17 protein-coding genes are annotated in these 15,885 nt (G+C 43.0%); 4 read left to right on the top strand and 13 right to left on the bottom strand.

The features are described from left to right. Window positions 1-67: 67 nt before the first annotated feature. The 3 genes from MHI16_RS01525 to MHI16_RS01515 all read right to left on the bottom strand — a co-directional run bounded on the left by MHI16_RS01525 (window position 68) and on the right by MHI16_RS01515 (window position 3,491). Window positions 68-433, bottom strand: coding sequence for a VOC family protein (locus MHI16_RS01525; RefSeq protein WP_058015219.1), 366 nt, complete (start codon window positions 431-433; stop codon window positions 68-70). A gap of 100 nt (window positions 434-533) precedes the next feature. After that, window positions 534-1,916: an amino acid permease gene (locus tag MHI16_RS01520; protein WP_058015218.1), complete on the bottom strand. Its 1,383-nt coding sequence runs from the start codon at window positions 1,914-1,916 to the stop codon at window positions 534-536. A gap of 66 nt (window positions 1,917-1,982) precedes the next feature. Next, entirely contained in the window at window positions 1,983-3,491 is a 1,509-nt protein-coding gene (locus tag MHI16_RS01515) for an AMP-binding protein (protein WP_058015217.1), read from the bottom strand. A gap of 261 nt (window positions 3,492-3,752) precedes the next feature. On the opposite strand from MHI16_RS01515, the gene MHI16_RS01510 reads away from it, so the two are divergent. Then, on the top strand, window positions 3,753-4,190 hold the full coding sequence (locus MHI16_RS01510; RefSeq protein ID WP_012008812.1) for a MarR family transcriptional regulator: 438 nt from the start codon (window positions 3,753-3,755) through the stop codon (window positions 4,188-4,190). A gap of 22 nt (window positions 4,191-4,212) precedes the next feature. Here MHI16_RS01510 and MHI16_RS01505 read toward each other — a convergent pair whose 3' ends face one another. The 4 genes from MHI16_RS01505 to MHI16_RS01490 all read right to left on the bottom strand — a co-directional run bounded on the left by MHI16_RS01505 (window position 4,213) and on the right by MHI16_RS01490 (window position 8,683). Further along, window positions 4,213-5,346 carry a zinc-dependent alcohol dehydrogenase gene (locus MHI16_RS01505; RefSeq protein ID WP_061406647.1) on the bottom strand — a complete coding sequence of 378 codons (1,134 nt, stop codon included), beginning with the start codon at window positions 5,344-5,346 and terminating at the stop codon, window positions 4,213-4,215. 151 nt (window positions 5,347-5,497) lie between these two features. Next, window positions 5,498-6,520, bottom strand: a complete 1,023-nt coding sequence (locus MHI16_RS01500) for a quercetin 2,3-dioxygenase (RefSeq protein WP_342498046.1) — start codon at window positions 6,518-6,520, stop codon at window positions 5,498-5,500. An 80-nt stretch (window positions 6,521-6,600) separates the two neighbouring features. Next, on the bottom strand, window positions 6,601-7,164 hold the full coding sequence (locus tag MHI16_RS01495) for a TetR/AcrR family transcriptional regulator (protein ID WP_144463160.1): 564 nt from the start codon (window positions 7,162-7,164) through the stop codon (window positions 6,601-6,603). A gap of 37 nt (window positions 7,165-7,201) precedes the next feature. After that, window positions 7,202-8,683, bottom strand: coding sequence for an amidase (locus MHI16_RS01490; protein WP_342498045.1), 1,482 nt, complete (start codon window positions 8,681-8,683; stop codon window positions 7,202-7,204). 186 nt (window positions 8,684-8,869) lie between these two features. Between MHI16_RS01490 and MHI16_RS01485 the strand changes: the two genes are divergently transcribed. Further along, window positions 8,870-10,483, top strand: coding sequence for a S8 family serine peptidase (locus MHI16_RS01485; protein ID WP_342498044.1), 1,614 nt, complete (start codon window positions 8,870-8,872; stop codon window positions 10,481-10,483). Between the two features lie 39 nt (window positions 10,484-10,522). Here the strand turns inward: MHI16_RS01485 and MHI16_RS01480 are convergent, their stop codons facing one another. Next, window positions 10,523-11,062 (bottom strand): DUF402 domain-containing protein, encoded by a 540-nt coding sequence (locus MHI16_RS01480; RefSeq protein WP_342498043.1) that lies wholly within the window; start codon window positions 11,060-11,062, stop codon window positions 10,523-10,525. Window positions 11,063-11,176: 114 nt separating this feature from the next. On the opposite strand from MHI16_RS01480, the gene MHI16_RS01475 reads away from it, so the two are divergent. Next, window positions 11,177-11,380, top strand: coding sequence for a hypothetical protein (locus MHI16_RS01475; protein WP_058015211.1), 204 nt, complete (start codon window positions 11,177-11,179; stop codon window positions 11,378-11,380). Window positions 11,381-11,426: 46 nt separating this feature from the next. Here the strand turns inward: MHI16_RS01475 and MHI16_RS01470 are convergent, their stop codons facing one another. After that, window positions 11,427-11,975 carry a GNAT family N-acetyltransferase gene (locus MHI16_RS01470; RefSeq protein WP_058015210.1) on the bottom strand — a complete coding sequence of 183 codons (549 nt, stop codon included), beginning with the start codon at window positions 11,973-11,975 and terminating at the stop codon, window positions 11,427-11,429. Between the two features lie 213 nt (window positions 11,976-12,188). Between MHI16_RS01470 and MHI16_RS01465 the strand changes: the two genes are divergently transcribed. After that, the gene (locus MHI16_RS01465; protein ID WP_058015209.1) at window positions 12,189-13,406 is read left to right on the top strand and encodes a multidrug effflux MFS transporter; all 1,218 of its coding nucleotides are present in this window, start codon (window positions 12,189-12,191) and stop codon (window positions 13,404-13,406) included. A gap of 208 nt (window positions 13,407-13,614) precedes the next feature. On the opposite strand, the gene MHI16_RS01460 is transcribed toward MHI16_RS01465, so the two are convergent. The 4 genes from MHI16_RS01460 to MHI16_RS01445 all read right to left on the bottom strand — a co-directional run bounded on the left by MHI16_RS01460 (window position 13,615) and on the right by MHI16_RS01445 (window position 15,613). Next, a complete protein-coding gene (locus tag MHI16_RS01460) occupies window positions 13,615-13,785 on the bottom strand; it encodes a hypothetical protein (protein ID WP_167550604.1) in 171 nt (56 codons plus the stop codon). Beyond that, entirely contained in the window at window positions 13,782-14,369 is a 588-nt protein-coding gene (locus tag MHI16_RS01455; protein ID WP_144463168.1) for a DUF1700 domain-containing protein, read from the bottom strand. Before MHI16_RS01455 ends, MHI16_RS01460 begins: the two co-directional genes overlap by 4 nt. Then, on the bottom strand, window positions 14,362-14,679 hold the full coding sequence (locus tag MHI16_RS01450; protein ID WP_012008800.1) for a PadR family transcriptional regulator: 318 nt from the start codon (window positions 14,677-14,679) through the stop codon (window positions 14,362-14,364). Before MHI16_RS01450 ends, MHI16_RS01455 begins: the two co-directional genes overlap by 8 nt. Window positions 14,680-14,782: 103 nt before the next feature. After that, entirely contained in the window at window positions 14,783-15,613 is an 831-nt protein-coding gene (locus MHI16_RS01445; RefSeq protein WP_034320763.1) for a YitT family protein, read from the bottom strand. Between the last annotated feature and the right edge of the window lie 272 nt (window positions 15,614-15,885).

Genomic DNA, 15,885 nt, shown 5'->3' with positions numbered 1-15,885 from the left:
GCAGGACTGACACCGAATGCGAGGGTTTGTCTACACGCTGAACCTTCACGAAGGTGAAGGTCTTGGATTATTTCATATAATTCAGCACCCAGATCAACCCATTTTTGCGGTCCTGTACTTGTCCGTGAAGTGCGCCAAAGAACGTATCCTGTAATTCGACCAATACATCTCCATCAGCTTCCAGCGCTTCATATACAGCCTTTAGTTCTTCTTCATTGTCAAACTGCATAATCAATCTGAGATGTTCAGGCTTTGGTGTGCGGCCAAACGTATCTGAAAAGTGAAGCAGTGATTCTCCAAGGTGCAGTTCTGCATGCAGCACACGGTCTTGATGTTCATTTAAAATATGAATATCCCCGCCAAAAATCCCTTGATAATATTGAAGAGATTCCTTCACATCGTCTACCACAATATAAGGACTAACACTAATCATACCCCTCATCCTCCTCTTGTTCCGTCCATCTTCTCTTTTATAGCTTATCCCAAATCGTATGAAAAAAGGCACAAATCGTCAACGGATTTGCACCTTTTTCTCATGAGGATTTCGCTAATTCACTATGTTTGTTTGAATACGCTGCGTACATGACGACACCGATTAACAGCCAAACACCAAAGTAAAGCCACGTCCGGCCTGGTAAGTTGAGCATAAGGAACAAGCAGCAGCCCATTGAGATAATCGGTAATACCGGCACAAATGGAACCCGGAATCCCCTCTCAAGCTGCTGATGTGTCTTTCTCAAAATAAGCACAGATAAACTCACCATCGCAAACGTCAATAAAGCACCGATATTCGCTAAATTGGACAAGTCCTTTAAATCAATAAACCCTGAAATAACAGCTGTCATGCCGCCAATCATCCATATGCTTGCAACAGGCGTATCGCTTTTGTTTGTTTTCGAAAACATTTTAGGCAAAAGACCGTCTCGTCCCATCGCATACGCAATTCGAGTTGCTGCATAATTATTGGCGAAAATCACAGCCATCAATCCAATGACCGCACCGACAGAAATAATACCGGCTACGCTATTTTGATGTACACTTTGCAGCACATAGGACATAGCCTCTGTGACATTCAGTTTTGTATAGTGCACCATACCTGTCATAATCAAACAAACGACAATGTAAATGATCGTGCAAATGAGTAATGAGCCAATAATGCCAATTGGCAGGTTCCGCTGCGGATTTTTCACCTCTTCCGCAGAAGCAGAAATCGCATCAAATCCTAAGAAGGCAAAAAACACAGCAGCAGCACCGGCAATGACACCTTCTGCACCAAACGGCATGAATGGCTGCCAATTGGCTGGCTGTACATAAAACCCGCCTACTACAATGAAAAGAACAATAATACCGAGCTTCACAAACACCATGATATTATTGAATTTTTTACTTTCCTTCGTTCCTCTAGATAAGATCCACGCAATTAGTAAGGCAATGATAATGGCTGGCAGATTCATATATCCGCCTTGTTCCGGCCCCGCTAAGAATTGATGGGGAATCGAAATTCCAAACCCCTCAAGCAAGCTGTTGAAATAGCTCGACCAGCCACTGGCGACAGCTGAAGCAGTCAGCATATACACGGACAATAACGTCCATCCCATTAGATGACCGACAAGCTCACCCATCGTTGTATATGAATAAATGTACGCACTGCCGAAAACAGGCAGCGCTGAAGCCATTTCTGCATAGCAAAGTGCTGCCAAACTGCACACAATCGCTGCAATGGCAAAGGAAAAAATGACAGCTGGCCCTGCATCCTTAGCCGCTGTAATTCCGGTTAACACCATGACCCCCGTGCCGATCACTGCCCCTATACCAAGGAGCGTGAGATCGAGCCCGCCCAGCGTTTTCTGTACCTTTTGCTGCCTGCTCTGCTCTAACAAATCGTGAATGTGTTTCTTACGAAGAATATGTCGCAAACCCTTTCCCTCCAAAACGTTAGAAAAACAAAAAATCATTCAAATTTCATTATAGCAGAATAGGTACTACGCATTCACAACCAATTCACGTAAATCCTTCTTCATGATTTTACCAAGCTTATTTTTTGGCAGCTCCTGTGTGAAATGAATGGAGGGTACTTTGTAATCTGCCAAACGTTCCTGACAATAGTTCACCACATCTTCTTCGCAAAAATCGGCGGAATCGTCTTTTACGATATACGCACTTGGCACTTCACCATATAATTCGTCCGGTACCCCAATGACAGCTGATTCAATCACACCTGGAATTTGATCAATGACTTCTTCTACTTGGTCAGGATAGATATTATCCCCGCCGTACAGAATCACATCTTTGTATCTGCCTGTGATGAAAAGAAAACCGTCTTCATCTAAATAGCCTGCATCTCCCATATGGAACCAGCCATCTTTGAGTACCTTCTCTGTAGCGTCAGGCTGATGATAGTAGCCTAAGAAATAAAATGGGCTTCTCATGACGACTTCGCCGATTTCTCCAGCTGGCAATGTCTCGTCTGTCTCAGGATGCACGATTTTCACTTCTACATCCGGATCTACTTTACCGGCAGAGCCCATTTTATCCTCGCCCATCGCTGGATGCCACGCACTCACAACCCATGCTTCTGTACTACCGTAGCCATGCATCATCTGAATGCCTACTTCTTTGTAATCTTTAATTAAGCGCACCGGCACCTTCGTACCGCCAGAAATCGCAATTTCAAAAGATGAAAGATCATACGAACCGCGTTTCATTTCTTCTAGCATGTACGTGTAAGCTGATGGAAAAGCCATCATGAACGTAATTCTTTCTTTCTCAATCGTTTCTAAAATGCGCTTCGGTGTTGCATCATGTAAGAAGACAAGTGTATATCCTTCAATTGCAGCTGCGATCAGATGATTAATTGAACTCATATGATACAGAGGATGACTCGCCAAGTATCGTTTTCCTTTCAGATCGAATCCTCGATTCCCACGTCTTGTTAAAAATTGATAGATTCGTCCATGTCCGACCATACAGCCCTTTGGATTGCCCGTTGTCCCAGAGGTGAATAAAATCATCGCTAGATCCTCTTCTGATACCTCTTCAGCAAGGTTACTTCCATCATTTGAAGCTAAAATGTCTTCAAACAGCTGTGTTGTTTTCGCATTGACACCTGATTCCACCATCAGGCAATCTTCTAAAGACACATTCACTGCCGCAATGATGTCACGGAATTCACGATCAAAAAATAAAGCCTTTGGCTCTGCTTTTTTCAAAATACCTTCTAGCTCAAAGGAAGTAAGCTGCCAGCTAAGCGGAACTGCGACTGCACCTGCTTTGATGACTGCCAGCATAATCGTAGGGAAGTGATGATGGTTTTGACTAATAAAGCAAACACGGTCCCCTTTTCGAATCCCCTTTTGGTGTAAGTAATGAGCGAGCTGGTCAATGCGCTTTGCATATTCTTCAAATGTATAAGACACACCCCCGCCAGTTACCGCTTCAATTTGTGATGAGCGTTCCATTCTGTCGTTAAGTAATGCCTGTAGTGTATTCAATATCTTCATCTCCAAACGTTTGATTTACAATAGCCAATTTCCAGTGAATGGGTTGGCAGATTTTATCTCATTCACATTCTAAAATAAAACCAGCTGAAAGTAAAATCATTTCAATTTGGAATTGTTCTTTATATTAATTGATAATATAGGTAATTTTATATCCGTCTTCCATTTTGGTTTAAATGATGATAACTATTATGATAAGATAGACCTAGTAATTGATCGGAAAATGCGAATGCAATAGGAAAAGAGGTATGGAGAATGCAACATTTCGAGCTAGAGGCAAGTTTATTAGACCATGCGCTGACAAAGTATTTAAAGGCGACGAAACAAATAGATGAAGAGAACATCCCGAAAAACGTCACGAATGTGAAAGGGTTTATTTTACGCATCATTTATCGTCATCAATCATGTACTGTGAAAAATATTCTGCAGGAAGTTTCATTATCTCCCTCTGCAACAACAACCGCTCTCAATCACTTAGAAGATGAAGGGCTGATTATCCGCTCTCGAAATAATAATGACCGCCGTACTGTATGGATTGAACTCTCTGAATCTGGTGAACAAATTGCAAAACAAATGATCGACAACCGCCAATTGCTTGTTAATCAACTGTTCAACCATCTTTCAGAAGAAGATAAAAAAACATTTTTTGAATTAATTGAGAAAATGATGGACGAGCACACATTAAAGGCTTAGGAACATTCCTAAGCCTTCTTCTTTACGGCTTTAAGATGACCTTTATACAATCATCCTTCTTATCATTAAATATGTGATACGCATGAGCGGCATCATCTAACGGCAATTGATGTGTGATGATCGCCCTAGGATCAATTTCACCAGTTGTCACTTTTTGATAGAGCTTTGACATGTAGCCTCTAGCCGGAGCCTGACCCATTTTAAGGGTGACGTTTCTTGCGAAAAAGGCACCTAACGGGAACATATTGTATAGACCGCCGTACACACCCGTCATCTGCACCGTTCCACATTTACGGACGGCTTTTGTGGCAATTTGAATCGGTCCGATCGTTCCACCTTGCAGCTTGAGTTTCTGCTCAATTTTTTCAAGCGGCGACTTCTTCCCGTCCATTCCCACACAATCGATCACAACATCGGCACCACCCTTGGTCAGCTCCTTTAACGTTTCTCCCATGTCGGGATCTTCTGTAAAATCAAATACTTCTACGCCGCTCATCCGTTTTGCATGTCGCAGACGGTAATCAATGTAATCGACCGCAATCACACGGTCTGCCCCTTTTTGCCATGCAAATTGCTGCGCCATTAGCCCAACAGGTCCACAGCCTAACACAATGACCGTATCACCTTTTTTCACACCGGCGTGCTCCACACTCCAATAAGCAGTTGGGAGAACATCAGATAAGAACAGCAATTGTTCATCCTCCAGCTCACAATCATCAGGGATCTTAAACGGGGTGTAATTGCCAAAAGGCACGCGTAAATACTCTGCCTGTCCTCCTGGGTAGTTCCCATATTTCTCACTATATCCAAAAAGTCCACCCGAATCGTAGTGCGGGTTTGAGTTGTCGCATTGGCTTTCTAAGTGGTGATGGCAATATTGGCATTGACCACATGCAACGGTAAATGGAATAACGACACGGTCTCCCTTTTTTACTGCCGTGACATCTGGGCCAACTTCCTCCACAATCCCCATTGGCTCATGCCCAATCACATAACCGATTGGAAGCGGGAAATTCCCCTGATACAAATGTAAATCAGATCCACAAATTGCTGTTGATGTAATTCGAATGATCACATCTTCCCGATCTTGAATTGATGGTGCATCTACTTTCTTCACTGCGATGCTATTTTTCCCTTGGTAAGTAACAGCTCTCACATGCATTTCCTCCTTTAGCGAAAATCATCTGTACATAGCTTCACCTTGAGAGGATGGTTCATGCATCAAATCATGAATATGAAAAAACAAAAAAGCCTGTCGATCGGTTCGACAGGCGCTTATTCAATCATGTGTGTAACGCGTTACATCTTTATCCTTTATCGATAAAGACCAAATCATATTGAGAGGAAGTCTCTCGATCGATCATCAAGTTCCCTTCTTGAATAAAATAAGGACATATACTCGGACTTTGTGATTCTTCAAACTGCTCATACAACTGCTCAATCTTTCCAGGGAGCAGCAATAGCAAAAATTTATTAGAATGAGACACGAATTCATAAGAGTGAATTGTATCCGGCGGTATATAGGCAAAGTCACCCGGCATCAGGCATATATCCTCACCGTTCAATTGAAGATTCATTTTTCCCTCAACACAATAGAGTGCTTCTGTATGTACTTGATGATAATGCGGAGGAAAATACTTTCCCTTCGCGCCTTCAATCACAAAATGACTGAACCCGCCTCCAGTTGTTTCTGTTGTTGCGATCAGCTCATGGAGCTGACCATCCACGATATATTGCTTCCCTTCACCAGCCTCTAATACATAGGGCTGCACCGCCTGAGGAAGCTGACTATGAAATAAAACGGAGGGCTTTGTTGTATTTGACAGCTGCCGGATACCATGCATCAAAATGAGATCGCTTTCTTTTTCAGCTTGTTCAAAGCTGGCTGCATCGAAAGCATGATCAGTCATCGGCCATTCGTTCAGCTGAAGCTTTTTCCCGATTTGCTGATAGACATCTGTCATTTGTCCGCCCAACGTATATGAAATAAATCTTGTTTTGTGACTATGCATTCTGTAGCCATGGATCGTTTTGGGCGGAATATGAATATAATCGAAGGCTGTGACCATATATTTTTTACCATCCAAAATCACTTCAAGCTTTCCTTCCAGCACAAAAATGGTTTCAAATAAGTGCTCATGACAGTGAAGTGGAAAATAAGCTCCTTTCCCACCTGTGATTAAGACAAGCTCAAACAGCTGATTCGTTCGAGTTGCTTCTGCCAGCACAAGAACAAGCTGATTTTCCAGCCCATACAGCTTCCCTGAACCAGACAAGGTATAAAAAGAGGTACCTTCGGATTGCTTGATCGATTGCGGTTGCTCCGACATCCCATCACTCCTCATGACGAATTGACTATCTTTATTATATAGACCAATTGATATAATAGATAGACAATATGCGAGAGATTTTACTCTTCTCGCATAAATAAGTGTCTAAGGTAACATTTCACATGTTCTAACGGGGTCGTTTGTTTGAGTGCTGTGGTCATCGATAGACCCCCAATCACCATTGAATGAAGGAGGGAAGCCAGCTCATCCGCTTTGTTTTCTTCATAACCACTGTTCATGAGCTTTTCTTTCACAAGCTTTTGCCAGCGGATCATTTCTTGTTTACATGCAGTATGAAGCTGCGTATGTTCTGGCTTGGATTCTGCCGCCAGCAAGACAATCGGAATCCCTCTTTCATTTTCCTGCTCCGTAAATCCCCGGATGATGTTTGTCATAAAACGGTCGATGGCGATATAAGGATCGTTCGAATAGGCAAAGCTTTCTTCTATTTGATTGATGACCTTTTGACTAATATATTCAACGGCTGCTATGGCTAGCTCTTCTTTTCCGTTTGGAAAATAATAATAAAGAGATCCTTTAGGTGTGCCGCTCTCTCTAATGATTTGATTCAATCCTGTCGCATGATACCCCTGTTTGCGTAAAAGAAGTGCGGCCGTTTGAATAATTCTATCCTTCGTACTCACGTGTGACACTCCTTTCCCTCCATAGACAAATGTCGTTTCAACGTATGAGTTGATTTGTTCCTTTCCAAATCGAGGATGTCTCCATTTCTGCTGCAAGCCGAAGCAGCCAATCCTCTTTCCCCTTAGGTGCTGTAACCTGGACACCTAAAGGCATGCCCTCCTCAGTGAGATGAACAGGAACGCTCATAGAAGGCTGACCCGTTAAGTTGGCAAGCTGTGTAAATGGTGTGTAGGTCAAACTCTTTAAGAACATGTCATAAATGAGATCCTGCTGCGCTTGCATTGAGAGAGATGACACACGTAAAAGTTCAGTGATTTCTTCCTTCGAATGCATCAACTCACCAACCTTAGGAGCTGAATAGGCTGTCGCTGGTGTCACAAAGAGATCATAAGTTTGATGAAATGACGCCATTTGTGCAGCCGCCATATCCCATGCATCAAGACTTTCTGTGTAAGCAGCAGCGGTTACGTTCTTGCCAGCCTCCGCCAACACCCATGCCACGATGTCTGTTTCCTCCGGATTGACTGGACGTCCTAATGAACGAGCCAAGGACGTGAATAATGCAGACATTTCTCCGCTGTTCATGACGTAGTATTGCTGCATCAGATGAACCCCATCGATTGCAGGCCCTGCTTCTTCTACTTGGTGCCCTTGATCACTCAGCCATTTCACTGTTTGCTGCACCGCCTGCTTCGCTTCCTCACTGACCTTCGTACCAACTGGAGATTGTACACTGTAAGCAATTCGCATAGAAGATGTACGTTTCACTAGATCTTCTTGATAGCTGCCGTCGTATAACGGCGTTTGGAAAGCCGCTTCAGGCTGAATGACTTGAAGCAGATCAAGAAGGGCTGCACTGTCCCGCACTGTTTTTGTGAGTGTAAAGTCAATGGATGCCCCTTGCCACTGCCTTCCTGCGCCTGGTCCTACCGGCGTTCTTCCTCTTGTTGGCTTGAGACCAAACAAACCTGTAAAGGATGCTGGAATCCGAATCGACCCTCCACCATCACTTGCTCCTCCAGCAGGCACGATGCCGCTTGCAACAGCTGCTGCCGTCCCGCCGCTTGAACCGCCAGGGGAATAGTCAGGATGCCAAGGGTTCCTCGTTGGACCATGTAAAGCAGGTTCTGTTACATTTCTTAATCCGAATTCTGGTGTGTTTGTATGCCCCATCATGAGAAATCCAGCCTGCTTCAATCGCTGGACAAAGTGGGAGTCCGTTTTTGCCTTTACATCCTTTAACAATGCAGCACCTGCTGTCAGCGGTTCATTTTCCAGCCCTTGCGATATATTTTTCAGTACAAATGGAACGCCTGCAAACGGCTGATTCGTATGTAATGTCTTGATTTCTTTTAATACTTGATCTTGTCTTGTCTGAATCAACGCATTTAATTCAGGATTGACCTCATTCAATCTAGCAAATGCAGCTTGTACAAGCTCGTCTGGCGTTACCTGCTTATTCCGTACAAGTGCTGCCAAGCCTGTCGCATCATACGTCATATACTCTTTTACGTTCATCAGCATATCCTACTTTCTCTTATTATGATATTTCTATTGTCTACTAGATTTGTATGAATTTCAATTTCAGGTTACTTGTAAAAAAACTTTCTGACAAACAATATGATTCTTCTAACCATCCCTCTCATTTCTCCGATATAATAGAGAAAAAAAGACGGAGGTCATCGTATGCAAGGGGCTATCGCCTTGAAAAAGAAAATTGTCGTAGTCATCGCGTTTCTTCTTGCGTTGACAACTGCCTTGCCTTACCATTCGCAGGCAGCTGCACCGCCAAAAGAAACAGATGTCATCATCGTCTATAAAAACCAAAAAGGAAAGCAAACAGCGATTGAAGAAAGTGAAAAAGTGAACGAACAGTACATACATCTTCCCGCTGTCGCTGTGACAGCAGATGAACAAGCGGTCACGTCACTCAAAAAAGACCCCAACATCGCGTATGTTTCAAAAAACATAAAGGTCAAACTCGCTTCTTCTACGATGAAAAAAACCGCTGCCTCTACGAATCAGGATGCATTGGTTCAAAAATCTTACAACCTGCAAAAGCTGAATGTAAAGCAAGCGATAAAAGAAGGCGTCACGGGGAAAAATGTGAAAGTCGCCATTTTAGATACTGGTATTTCTCCACATGAGGATTTAAAGATATCCGGCGGTAAATCATTCGTGAACTATACTTCCTCCTATAAAGATGATGAAGGACACGGCACACATGTCGCAGGAACGATTGGTGCCCTCAATAACGATTACGGCACAGTCGGCGTCGCTTCTGGCGCGAAGCTGTATGCAGTGAAAGTGTTAGATAAAAAGGGAGAAGGCGACTTGTACAGCCTGCTTCGAGGAATCGATTGGGCCATTAGCAACAAGATGGATATTATGAATTTAAGTTTAGGTTTTGAAGACAATATCCCTATTTTGCGCTCAGCAGTGGATGAAGCATATAAAAAAGGTCTGCTTGTGGTCGCTGCAAGCGGGAATGATGGGAAGAAGAATCATATTAGTTACCCTGCCGCTTACGATAGTGTCATTGCCGTTTCTGCAACGACGGACAAAGACAAACTTGCGTCTATCTCAAATACAGGGAAAGGCATTGAATTTTCTGCCCCTGGTCAGAACGTCATCAGCACTTATTTAAAAAATGAATATTGGTATGCAACAGGTACATCACAAGCTACGCCGCATGTCACAGGCATGCTGGCACTGTTGAAACAGCTTCATCCGAAGAAAACAAATGTACAGCTTCGCACCTTATTGCGCAGCTATACAGTGGATCTTGGCACAAAAGGAAAAGATCCACAATTCGGGTATGGCCGCGTGCAATATATACCGCAGTCCACCTTTGTAAAAGCTGCGACCAGCGCTGTTAAAACAGCCGAAACTTCTAAAAAGCAGGCAGATGTCAATCAAGCCAAAACAAGAATTGGCCGACTCACTGCAAGTAAACAAAAAACAGCACTCACTGAACGGGTGAAAAAGGTACAAGGAACCATTGATATCCGCTTGGCACGTGCTAAGGTTCAAACAGCCGAAAAAAGCAAAACACAAGGCGCCATGAAAAGCGCTCAAACAGCCATCAAAAAGCTAAACAAAGGCAAAGAAAAAACAAGCCTGCAAAACCGGCTCGACAAAGTCAAAAAACAGGTAGCCTATCAAAAGAAAGTGACTGACGCCAAACAAAAGGTGAAAAAAGCGGAATCAAAACGAACGAAGAAAACAAAAGCAGCAGCGCAAACCGCTGTCAAACAGCTAAAAGCTTCTAAAACGAAAACCAGTTTACAAAAACGATTAAACCGTATCAAGGTTTAACAGAAAAAACGATTCCTCGCTGAAAGGAATCGTTTTTTTCTATTTTAACAGCGGCGAAAATAAGCTATGATGATATTTCCCTTCAGTATCTGCCCTCACTTGATCAAGTATGCTTTCTAACGAAGCCATCACACCCTCTAATGCTCGGCGCACTGAACCTTGTTCAAAATCCGCTAAACTCTCTGGCAACTCATCTTCATCCAATACAAAAAAATCACCATTCGGTAGAACGAGAAGATCAACAATGAGGTCTTCAAACATGACCAGCTGGCCGTTCAACCATGTATTCCCCACAATATTAAAATAAGAACCTAGTTCCTTCCCTTGATCATCTCTCCAGAAATACATATTGTAAGGACGATCCTTCCAATAGTAGGCGGTCGTATAGCTCCCTTTTGGAATTGTCAGCGTATCATCGCCTGCACTCATCGAAAACGTCTCTTCAATCTTGTGAAAAAGCACAGCTTTCTGTCCCTGTGCATCTAACAGCTGACACGTATGTTCCACAACCTTCTGATCGTATTTGATTTTTCTCTCGATTACTTCATCCCACCGATCCGCATGTAGCGAAAACAACATGTCACAACTCCCTCTTGCATCTAGTTTCTCTCTTTCCAGTATACATCGTTTTTTTATGAAAAAATAAAGGGTTGCTTCATTCACATATGGAAGACCTATGATGAGGTGAAATAAATGAACGGAATCACGATTCTTGAAAACCTTACACAGCTTGGACAAATCATCCTCATTTTTTGCGGCTATGCCCTTTATTGGCGGCTGGTGAAAACGAAGAGAGAACGAAAGCTTTCTCCTTATGAGCGCATGTTAAAATTCTTTGTTATGTTCGGTTTAATCTCGTGGGGATTATCCTATTGGGCGCTTATACTGTGGGCGTAAATTGAAAAAGGAAGAGCTGTCCATAGAGGACGTGCTCTTCCTTTTATTACGCGTGATGTGATGAACCTGCCGGCTGTTCTTTCTGGATGACATATTGATAGCTCTTGACATGCGTCCCATTTTGATTCACAAATTCTTTATCTAGTGCACGCTCAAAGCCCATTCTTTCATAAAGACGAATGGCAGCCTGCATTTTATCAGATGTATGAAGGTACAGAACATTTTCGCCCCATGATTGCGTGAGTTCAATACTTTTACGTAACAATGACTCTGCAATTCCTTTTCCCCTGACATCGGGATCTACTCCTAAAAACCGGACGATGGCTGATGTAATGCCCATTTCGGGTTTGTCATACGCTTGCTCTGATGACCGGAACATTTGAAGCGTCCCCACGACCTTGCCTTCAAGCTCCGCCACAAGCATCAGCTCCATGTTTGGATTATCTACAGCTGCTGCAAGCGCAGCAGAATAATTTTGCCAGCCTTCCTCCGTAAATTGAGGCTCATACTGTGAATAGGATTTGATTAGTACATGTCTGATCGCTTCATGATCTTCTTTGACTGCTTGACGAATGATCAGCTCTTGCTGCTCCATGTCAGCACCTCCTGTTGTTTAATGCTAGATATACGTATCTTGCAAATACTGCATGTCGTTGACCTTGTCCTTTTCTCTACTCATTCAATGTAAAGAGTCTCATTCGAAAGATCAATCATTTTGCACGCAATCCTCTTTGAAAATTTCCATTGAAAAAGAACGCTTGATTCATTATGCTGTTTTGAGGAAGTATACGAGGAGTGTAATGATCATATGAGTTCTTTATCTTATCCCCAAGAATCGAAAAAAAACCGATTTCTCCTTGCCGCATTGCTTGGTTCTTTAACCGCCCTTGCACCGCTTGCAATGGATATGTATTTACCTGCATTGCCTCATATTGCGCGAGATTTTGAAGCAAGCACTGCTTTGTCCCAATTAAGTCTGATGGCTTGTCTTATTGGACTGGCACTTGGACAACTGATTGCAGGGCCTATTAGTGATACGATCGGTAGAAGAAAACCGCTGATGATCGGCTTAATCATTTTTATCGCCGCCTCTCTTTTATGCACGGTGGTCTCGTCGATTTGGATGTTCATCCTCTTAAGATTGATTCAAGGACTCGCTGGTTCAGCAGGCATTGTCATTGCACGAGCCATTGTGCGAGATCATTATGAAGGCTCAGAAATGACGAAATTCTTTGCACTGCTCATGTTGGTCAACGGGGTTGCTCCGGCAGCGGCACCTATTGTGGGCGGACAGATGTTACGCTTTACCACATGGCAGGGTGTATTTGTTCTATTAGGAATTCTCGGGGCTTTGATGTTGCTGAGATCTATTTTTTCACTTCAGGAAAGTTTACCTGCGGAGCGCAGACAAACAGGAGGCTTTCAACAGATTGTTGGCGCCATGAAAATTTTAGCGAGTGATCGTCTCTTTGTAGGATATGCCCTCTCGCAAGGTCTTGTATTCGCAGCGATGTTTGCTTATATTTCTGGCTCACCGTTTGTGCTTCAGGAGCTTTTTCACCTTTCTCCACAAGGATTCAGTGCTGCCTTTGCGGTGAATAGTCTTGGAATCATCACAGCTGGACAAGTATTTGCCCGTGTCGCTGCGAGAATCGGCGAAGAGAAGGTTCTTCGCATTGGATTGCTGACAGCTGCCTTAGGCGGCGTCACCTTATTTTTGATGATCTCCATTGATGCAGGATTGTATGGTATTCTCATTCCGCTCTTTTTTGTGGTATCAAGCGTTGGAATTGTCGGCACCTCTGCCCCGTCTCTTGCGATGCAGCATCACGGCGCACATGCAGGAAGTGCAGCCGCACTCATCGGTGTGGCACAAATGCTGCTAGGCGCCTGCATGACGCCTCTTGTCGGACTAGCCGGAAGCCAAACAGCCTTTCCAATGGGCCTGATCATTATGCTTTGTGAACTAGGTGCACTTTGCTGTTATTTCTTCTTTGTGGTTCGAGCGAAAAAAAGACCCGCATAAGCGGGTCTCAGATTGTTGACAAAGGGCTAAAATGATGTTTATTTTAGCCCTTTGTCTTCTTTTCAGCGTGATAGAAAACCTTTGCAGTCTAGGAAGGACGAGCACCGGAACGGAGCGAATTTGACATTCGTGAGTACCGACGCGCAGGACTGACACCGAATGCGAGGGTTTGTCTACAGGCTAAGACCCGCATAAGCGGATCTTTCATTTATGGCTTGCTCCAATTGATGGTGCGGAACACATTGTTCTGGTCATTGTTGTCATATGCATCTAGGTCAAAGCCTGATAGTCCTAAACCAATTGCCATGACAATTCCTCCGGCAACGGTGAAGATGATCCCCCATTTGATGCATTGCTTTTTTAAATCATTCACGTTCATACTCTCACAACCTTCTTTTTAAACATTCCCATGAATGCCTTAGTGGTTTGAACAGTCATTTGAACAAATAGCTTTGTCAAATACACCGTAGCCATGCCGCATAATAATCCGACACCTAATAGAAGAATACCAACGCCAATCTGCGTCACCACCACATGCAAACCGTCCTGAAAGATAAACGGAGAACCAATGATGCTCCAAAAACCGCCGAGCAGACCAACTAGCGTCATTGTACCTGTCACGAGTGGAATGCACCAAATTACCATATACATAGAAAGAATTAGCAGGAAAACTGTGGCTAGAATACTACCCCATAATGGAAAACCTAAAATGAGGATGGAAAGCCTTGTAGCTTTTTCTCCAAACGTCGGCACCTGAACGGTTTTAATTCCTTGTTCCTTCAAAATTCCTTCAGCGATGATGGCAGGCTGCCCGACTTGATCGACCGCTTCCTGTTCACTGTAGCCATCTTCCTGATAATCCTCGATCATTTCATCATAATACTCGATGAACCGATCACTTTCTTTTTCGCCTAGACGATGCAGGTGCTTCTCTAGGCTAGCTAAAAATTCTTTTTTATTCATTGCCCTGTCCTCCAGAAATAAAGTCGTAAATCGCCATCACTTGATCCCATTCCGCTAAAAACTGCGCCATATGCTCACGGCCGCTTTGTGTCATCCGGTAGTATTTTCTTAATCGACTATTATGTTCCTGGGAATAGGTCTCCACATAATTGTTTTGCTCTAACCGCTTTAATATCGGATATAATGTCGATTCTGAAATCTCAATACAATGGGACATATCTTTAATCATTTGATAACCATAGGAATCGCCTTTCTTTAATACCGCCAGTACACAGAATTCAAGTAAACCCTTTTTTAATTGTGCATTCATAATTACAACTCCTAACCATTTATACTATACATTACATAGTATCATGTGACAAGAGGTATAAAGCATAAAATAAAAAAAAGACCCTTTTGGGGTCTTTCCGTTTTTATATATTCACAAATCCTTCTCCGAACACATCACGCACGTCATGGACAACAACGAATGCGTCTCGATCAATTTTCTTAATGATTTTCTTTAGACGCATAAGCTCTTGTTTTTGAATGACTGCATAAAGAATTTCCTTTGATTCCTTTGAATAATGACCGCGTCCGTTTAAAATCGTCACGCCTCGATCCAAGGTGTGATTGATTTCTTCGGCAATATCATCTTTGCATGAAGAAATGATCGTCACTGCCTTTTTCGTGTTAAGTCCTTCTATCACGAAGTCCATCACCTTTGTTGCCACGTACAGCATCACAATCGTGAACATTAATTTTTCCGCACCAATAATAAAGTAGGAAGCAAATACGACGATCAGATCAAAGAACAAGATGGCGTAGCTCACGTTCCAGTCTAAATACTTATTGGCAATTCTTCCGAGTATGGCAGAACCCGCCGTAGTACCGCCTGCTCTTAGCACAAGACCAATCCCAATTCCGATAATGATTCCTGCGAAAATGGCGCCAATGATCAATTCGTGAACATTCACGACCCATGTTGTGGTCAGGTGTAAGAATAGGGAGTTACTTGCGACGGCAACCACAGTATAAATCGTCGTCTTCTTGTCTAAATATTTATACCCCACAAGCAGCAGGATGGCATTAAACACTAGGTTCGTCAGCCATGGTGCAATTTCAAACAAATAATAAAAAATAATGGACAGCCCCGTTACACCGCCTTCACCAAATTCAAGCGGAATGACAAACATGTTCACTGCGGCGGCAAATAAAAACGAACCAATTAGAATCATTGCGATATCTTTTACACATTTTTTCAATTTCTTCTTTCCCCCTTTTTTAAGCATATAAAAAACCCTCTTTCTGCACGAAAGAAGACAGTCGTTGAACAAAATAAAAATCAAAAGACAGCGCCTTTTGATGAAGCTTTCTGATATGAACCTTTTCATAATATATATCTCTTTTTAGAGGCTGTCAATGACTTGGTTTTCTATTATTTTGACTGCATGTTTATGCATGGAAAACCGCATGTTTTCAGGGTTTTTCAGCCATCACATGCTTTTCCCTCTCCTTGACAAAAACACTTTAGTCA

The sequence above is a fragment of the Bacillus sp. FSL K6-0923 genome (assembly GCF_038630825.1).
Taxonomy (GTDB): Bacteria; Bacillota; Bacilli; order Bacillales; family Bacillaceae; genus Bacillus; species Bacillus pumilus.
This window is presented reverse-complemented; position numbering and strand designations above follow the sequence as displayed.

What these genes read in the sequence shown, in the direction of transcription:
- MHI16_RS01525 (WP_058015219.1), bottom strand. Translation starts at nt 433, where the DNA reads ATGATTAGTGTTAGTCCTTATATTGTGGTAGACGATGTGAAGGAATCT.
- MHI16_RS01510 (WP_012008812.1), top strand. Translation starts at nt 3,753, where the DNA reads ATGCAACATTTCGAGCTAGAGGCAAGTTTATTAGACCATGCGCTGACA.
- MHI16_RS01500 (WP_342498046.1), bottom strand. Translation starts at nt 6,520, where the DNA reads ATGTCGGAGCAACCGCAATCGATCAAGCAATCCGAAGGTACCTCTTTT.
- MHI16_RS01490 (WP_342498045.1), bottom strand. Translation starts at nt 8,683, where the DNA reads ATGAACGTAAAAGAGTATATGACGTATGATGCGACAGGCTTGGCAGCA.
- MHI16_RS01480 (WP_342498043.1), bottom strand. Translation starts at nt 11,062, where the DNA reads ATGTTGTTTTCGCTACATGCGGATCGGTGGGATGAAGTAATCGAGAGA.
- MHI16_RS01475 (WP_058015211.1), top strand. Translation starts at nt 11,177, where the DNA reads ATGAACGGAATCACGATTCTTGAAAACCTTACACAGCTTGGACAAATC.
- MHI16_RS01470 (WP_058015210.1), bottom strand. Translation starts at nt 11,975, where the DNA reads ATGGAGCAGCAAGAGCTGATCATTCGTCAAGCAGTCAAAGAAGATCAT.
- MHI16_RS01465 (WP_058015209.1), top strand. Translation starts at nt 12,189, where the DNA reads ATGAGTTCTTTATCTTATCCCCAAGAATCGAAAAAAAACCGATTTCTC.
- MHI16_RS01460 (WP_167550604.1), bottom strand. Translation starts at nt 13,785, where the DNA reads ATGAACGTGAATGATTTAAAAAAGCAATGCATCAAATGGGGGATCATC.
- MHI16_RS01455 (WP_144463168.1), bottom strand. Translation starts at nt 14,369, where the DNA reads ATGAATAAAAAAGAATTTTTAGCTAGCCTAGAGAAGCACCTGCATCGT.
- MHI16_RS01450 (WP_012008800.1), bottom strand. Translation starts at nt 14,679, where the DNA reads ATGAATGCACAATTAAAAAAGGGTTTACTTGAATTCTGTGTACTGGCG.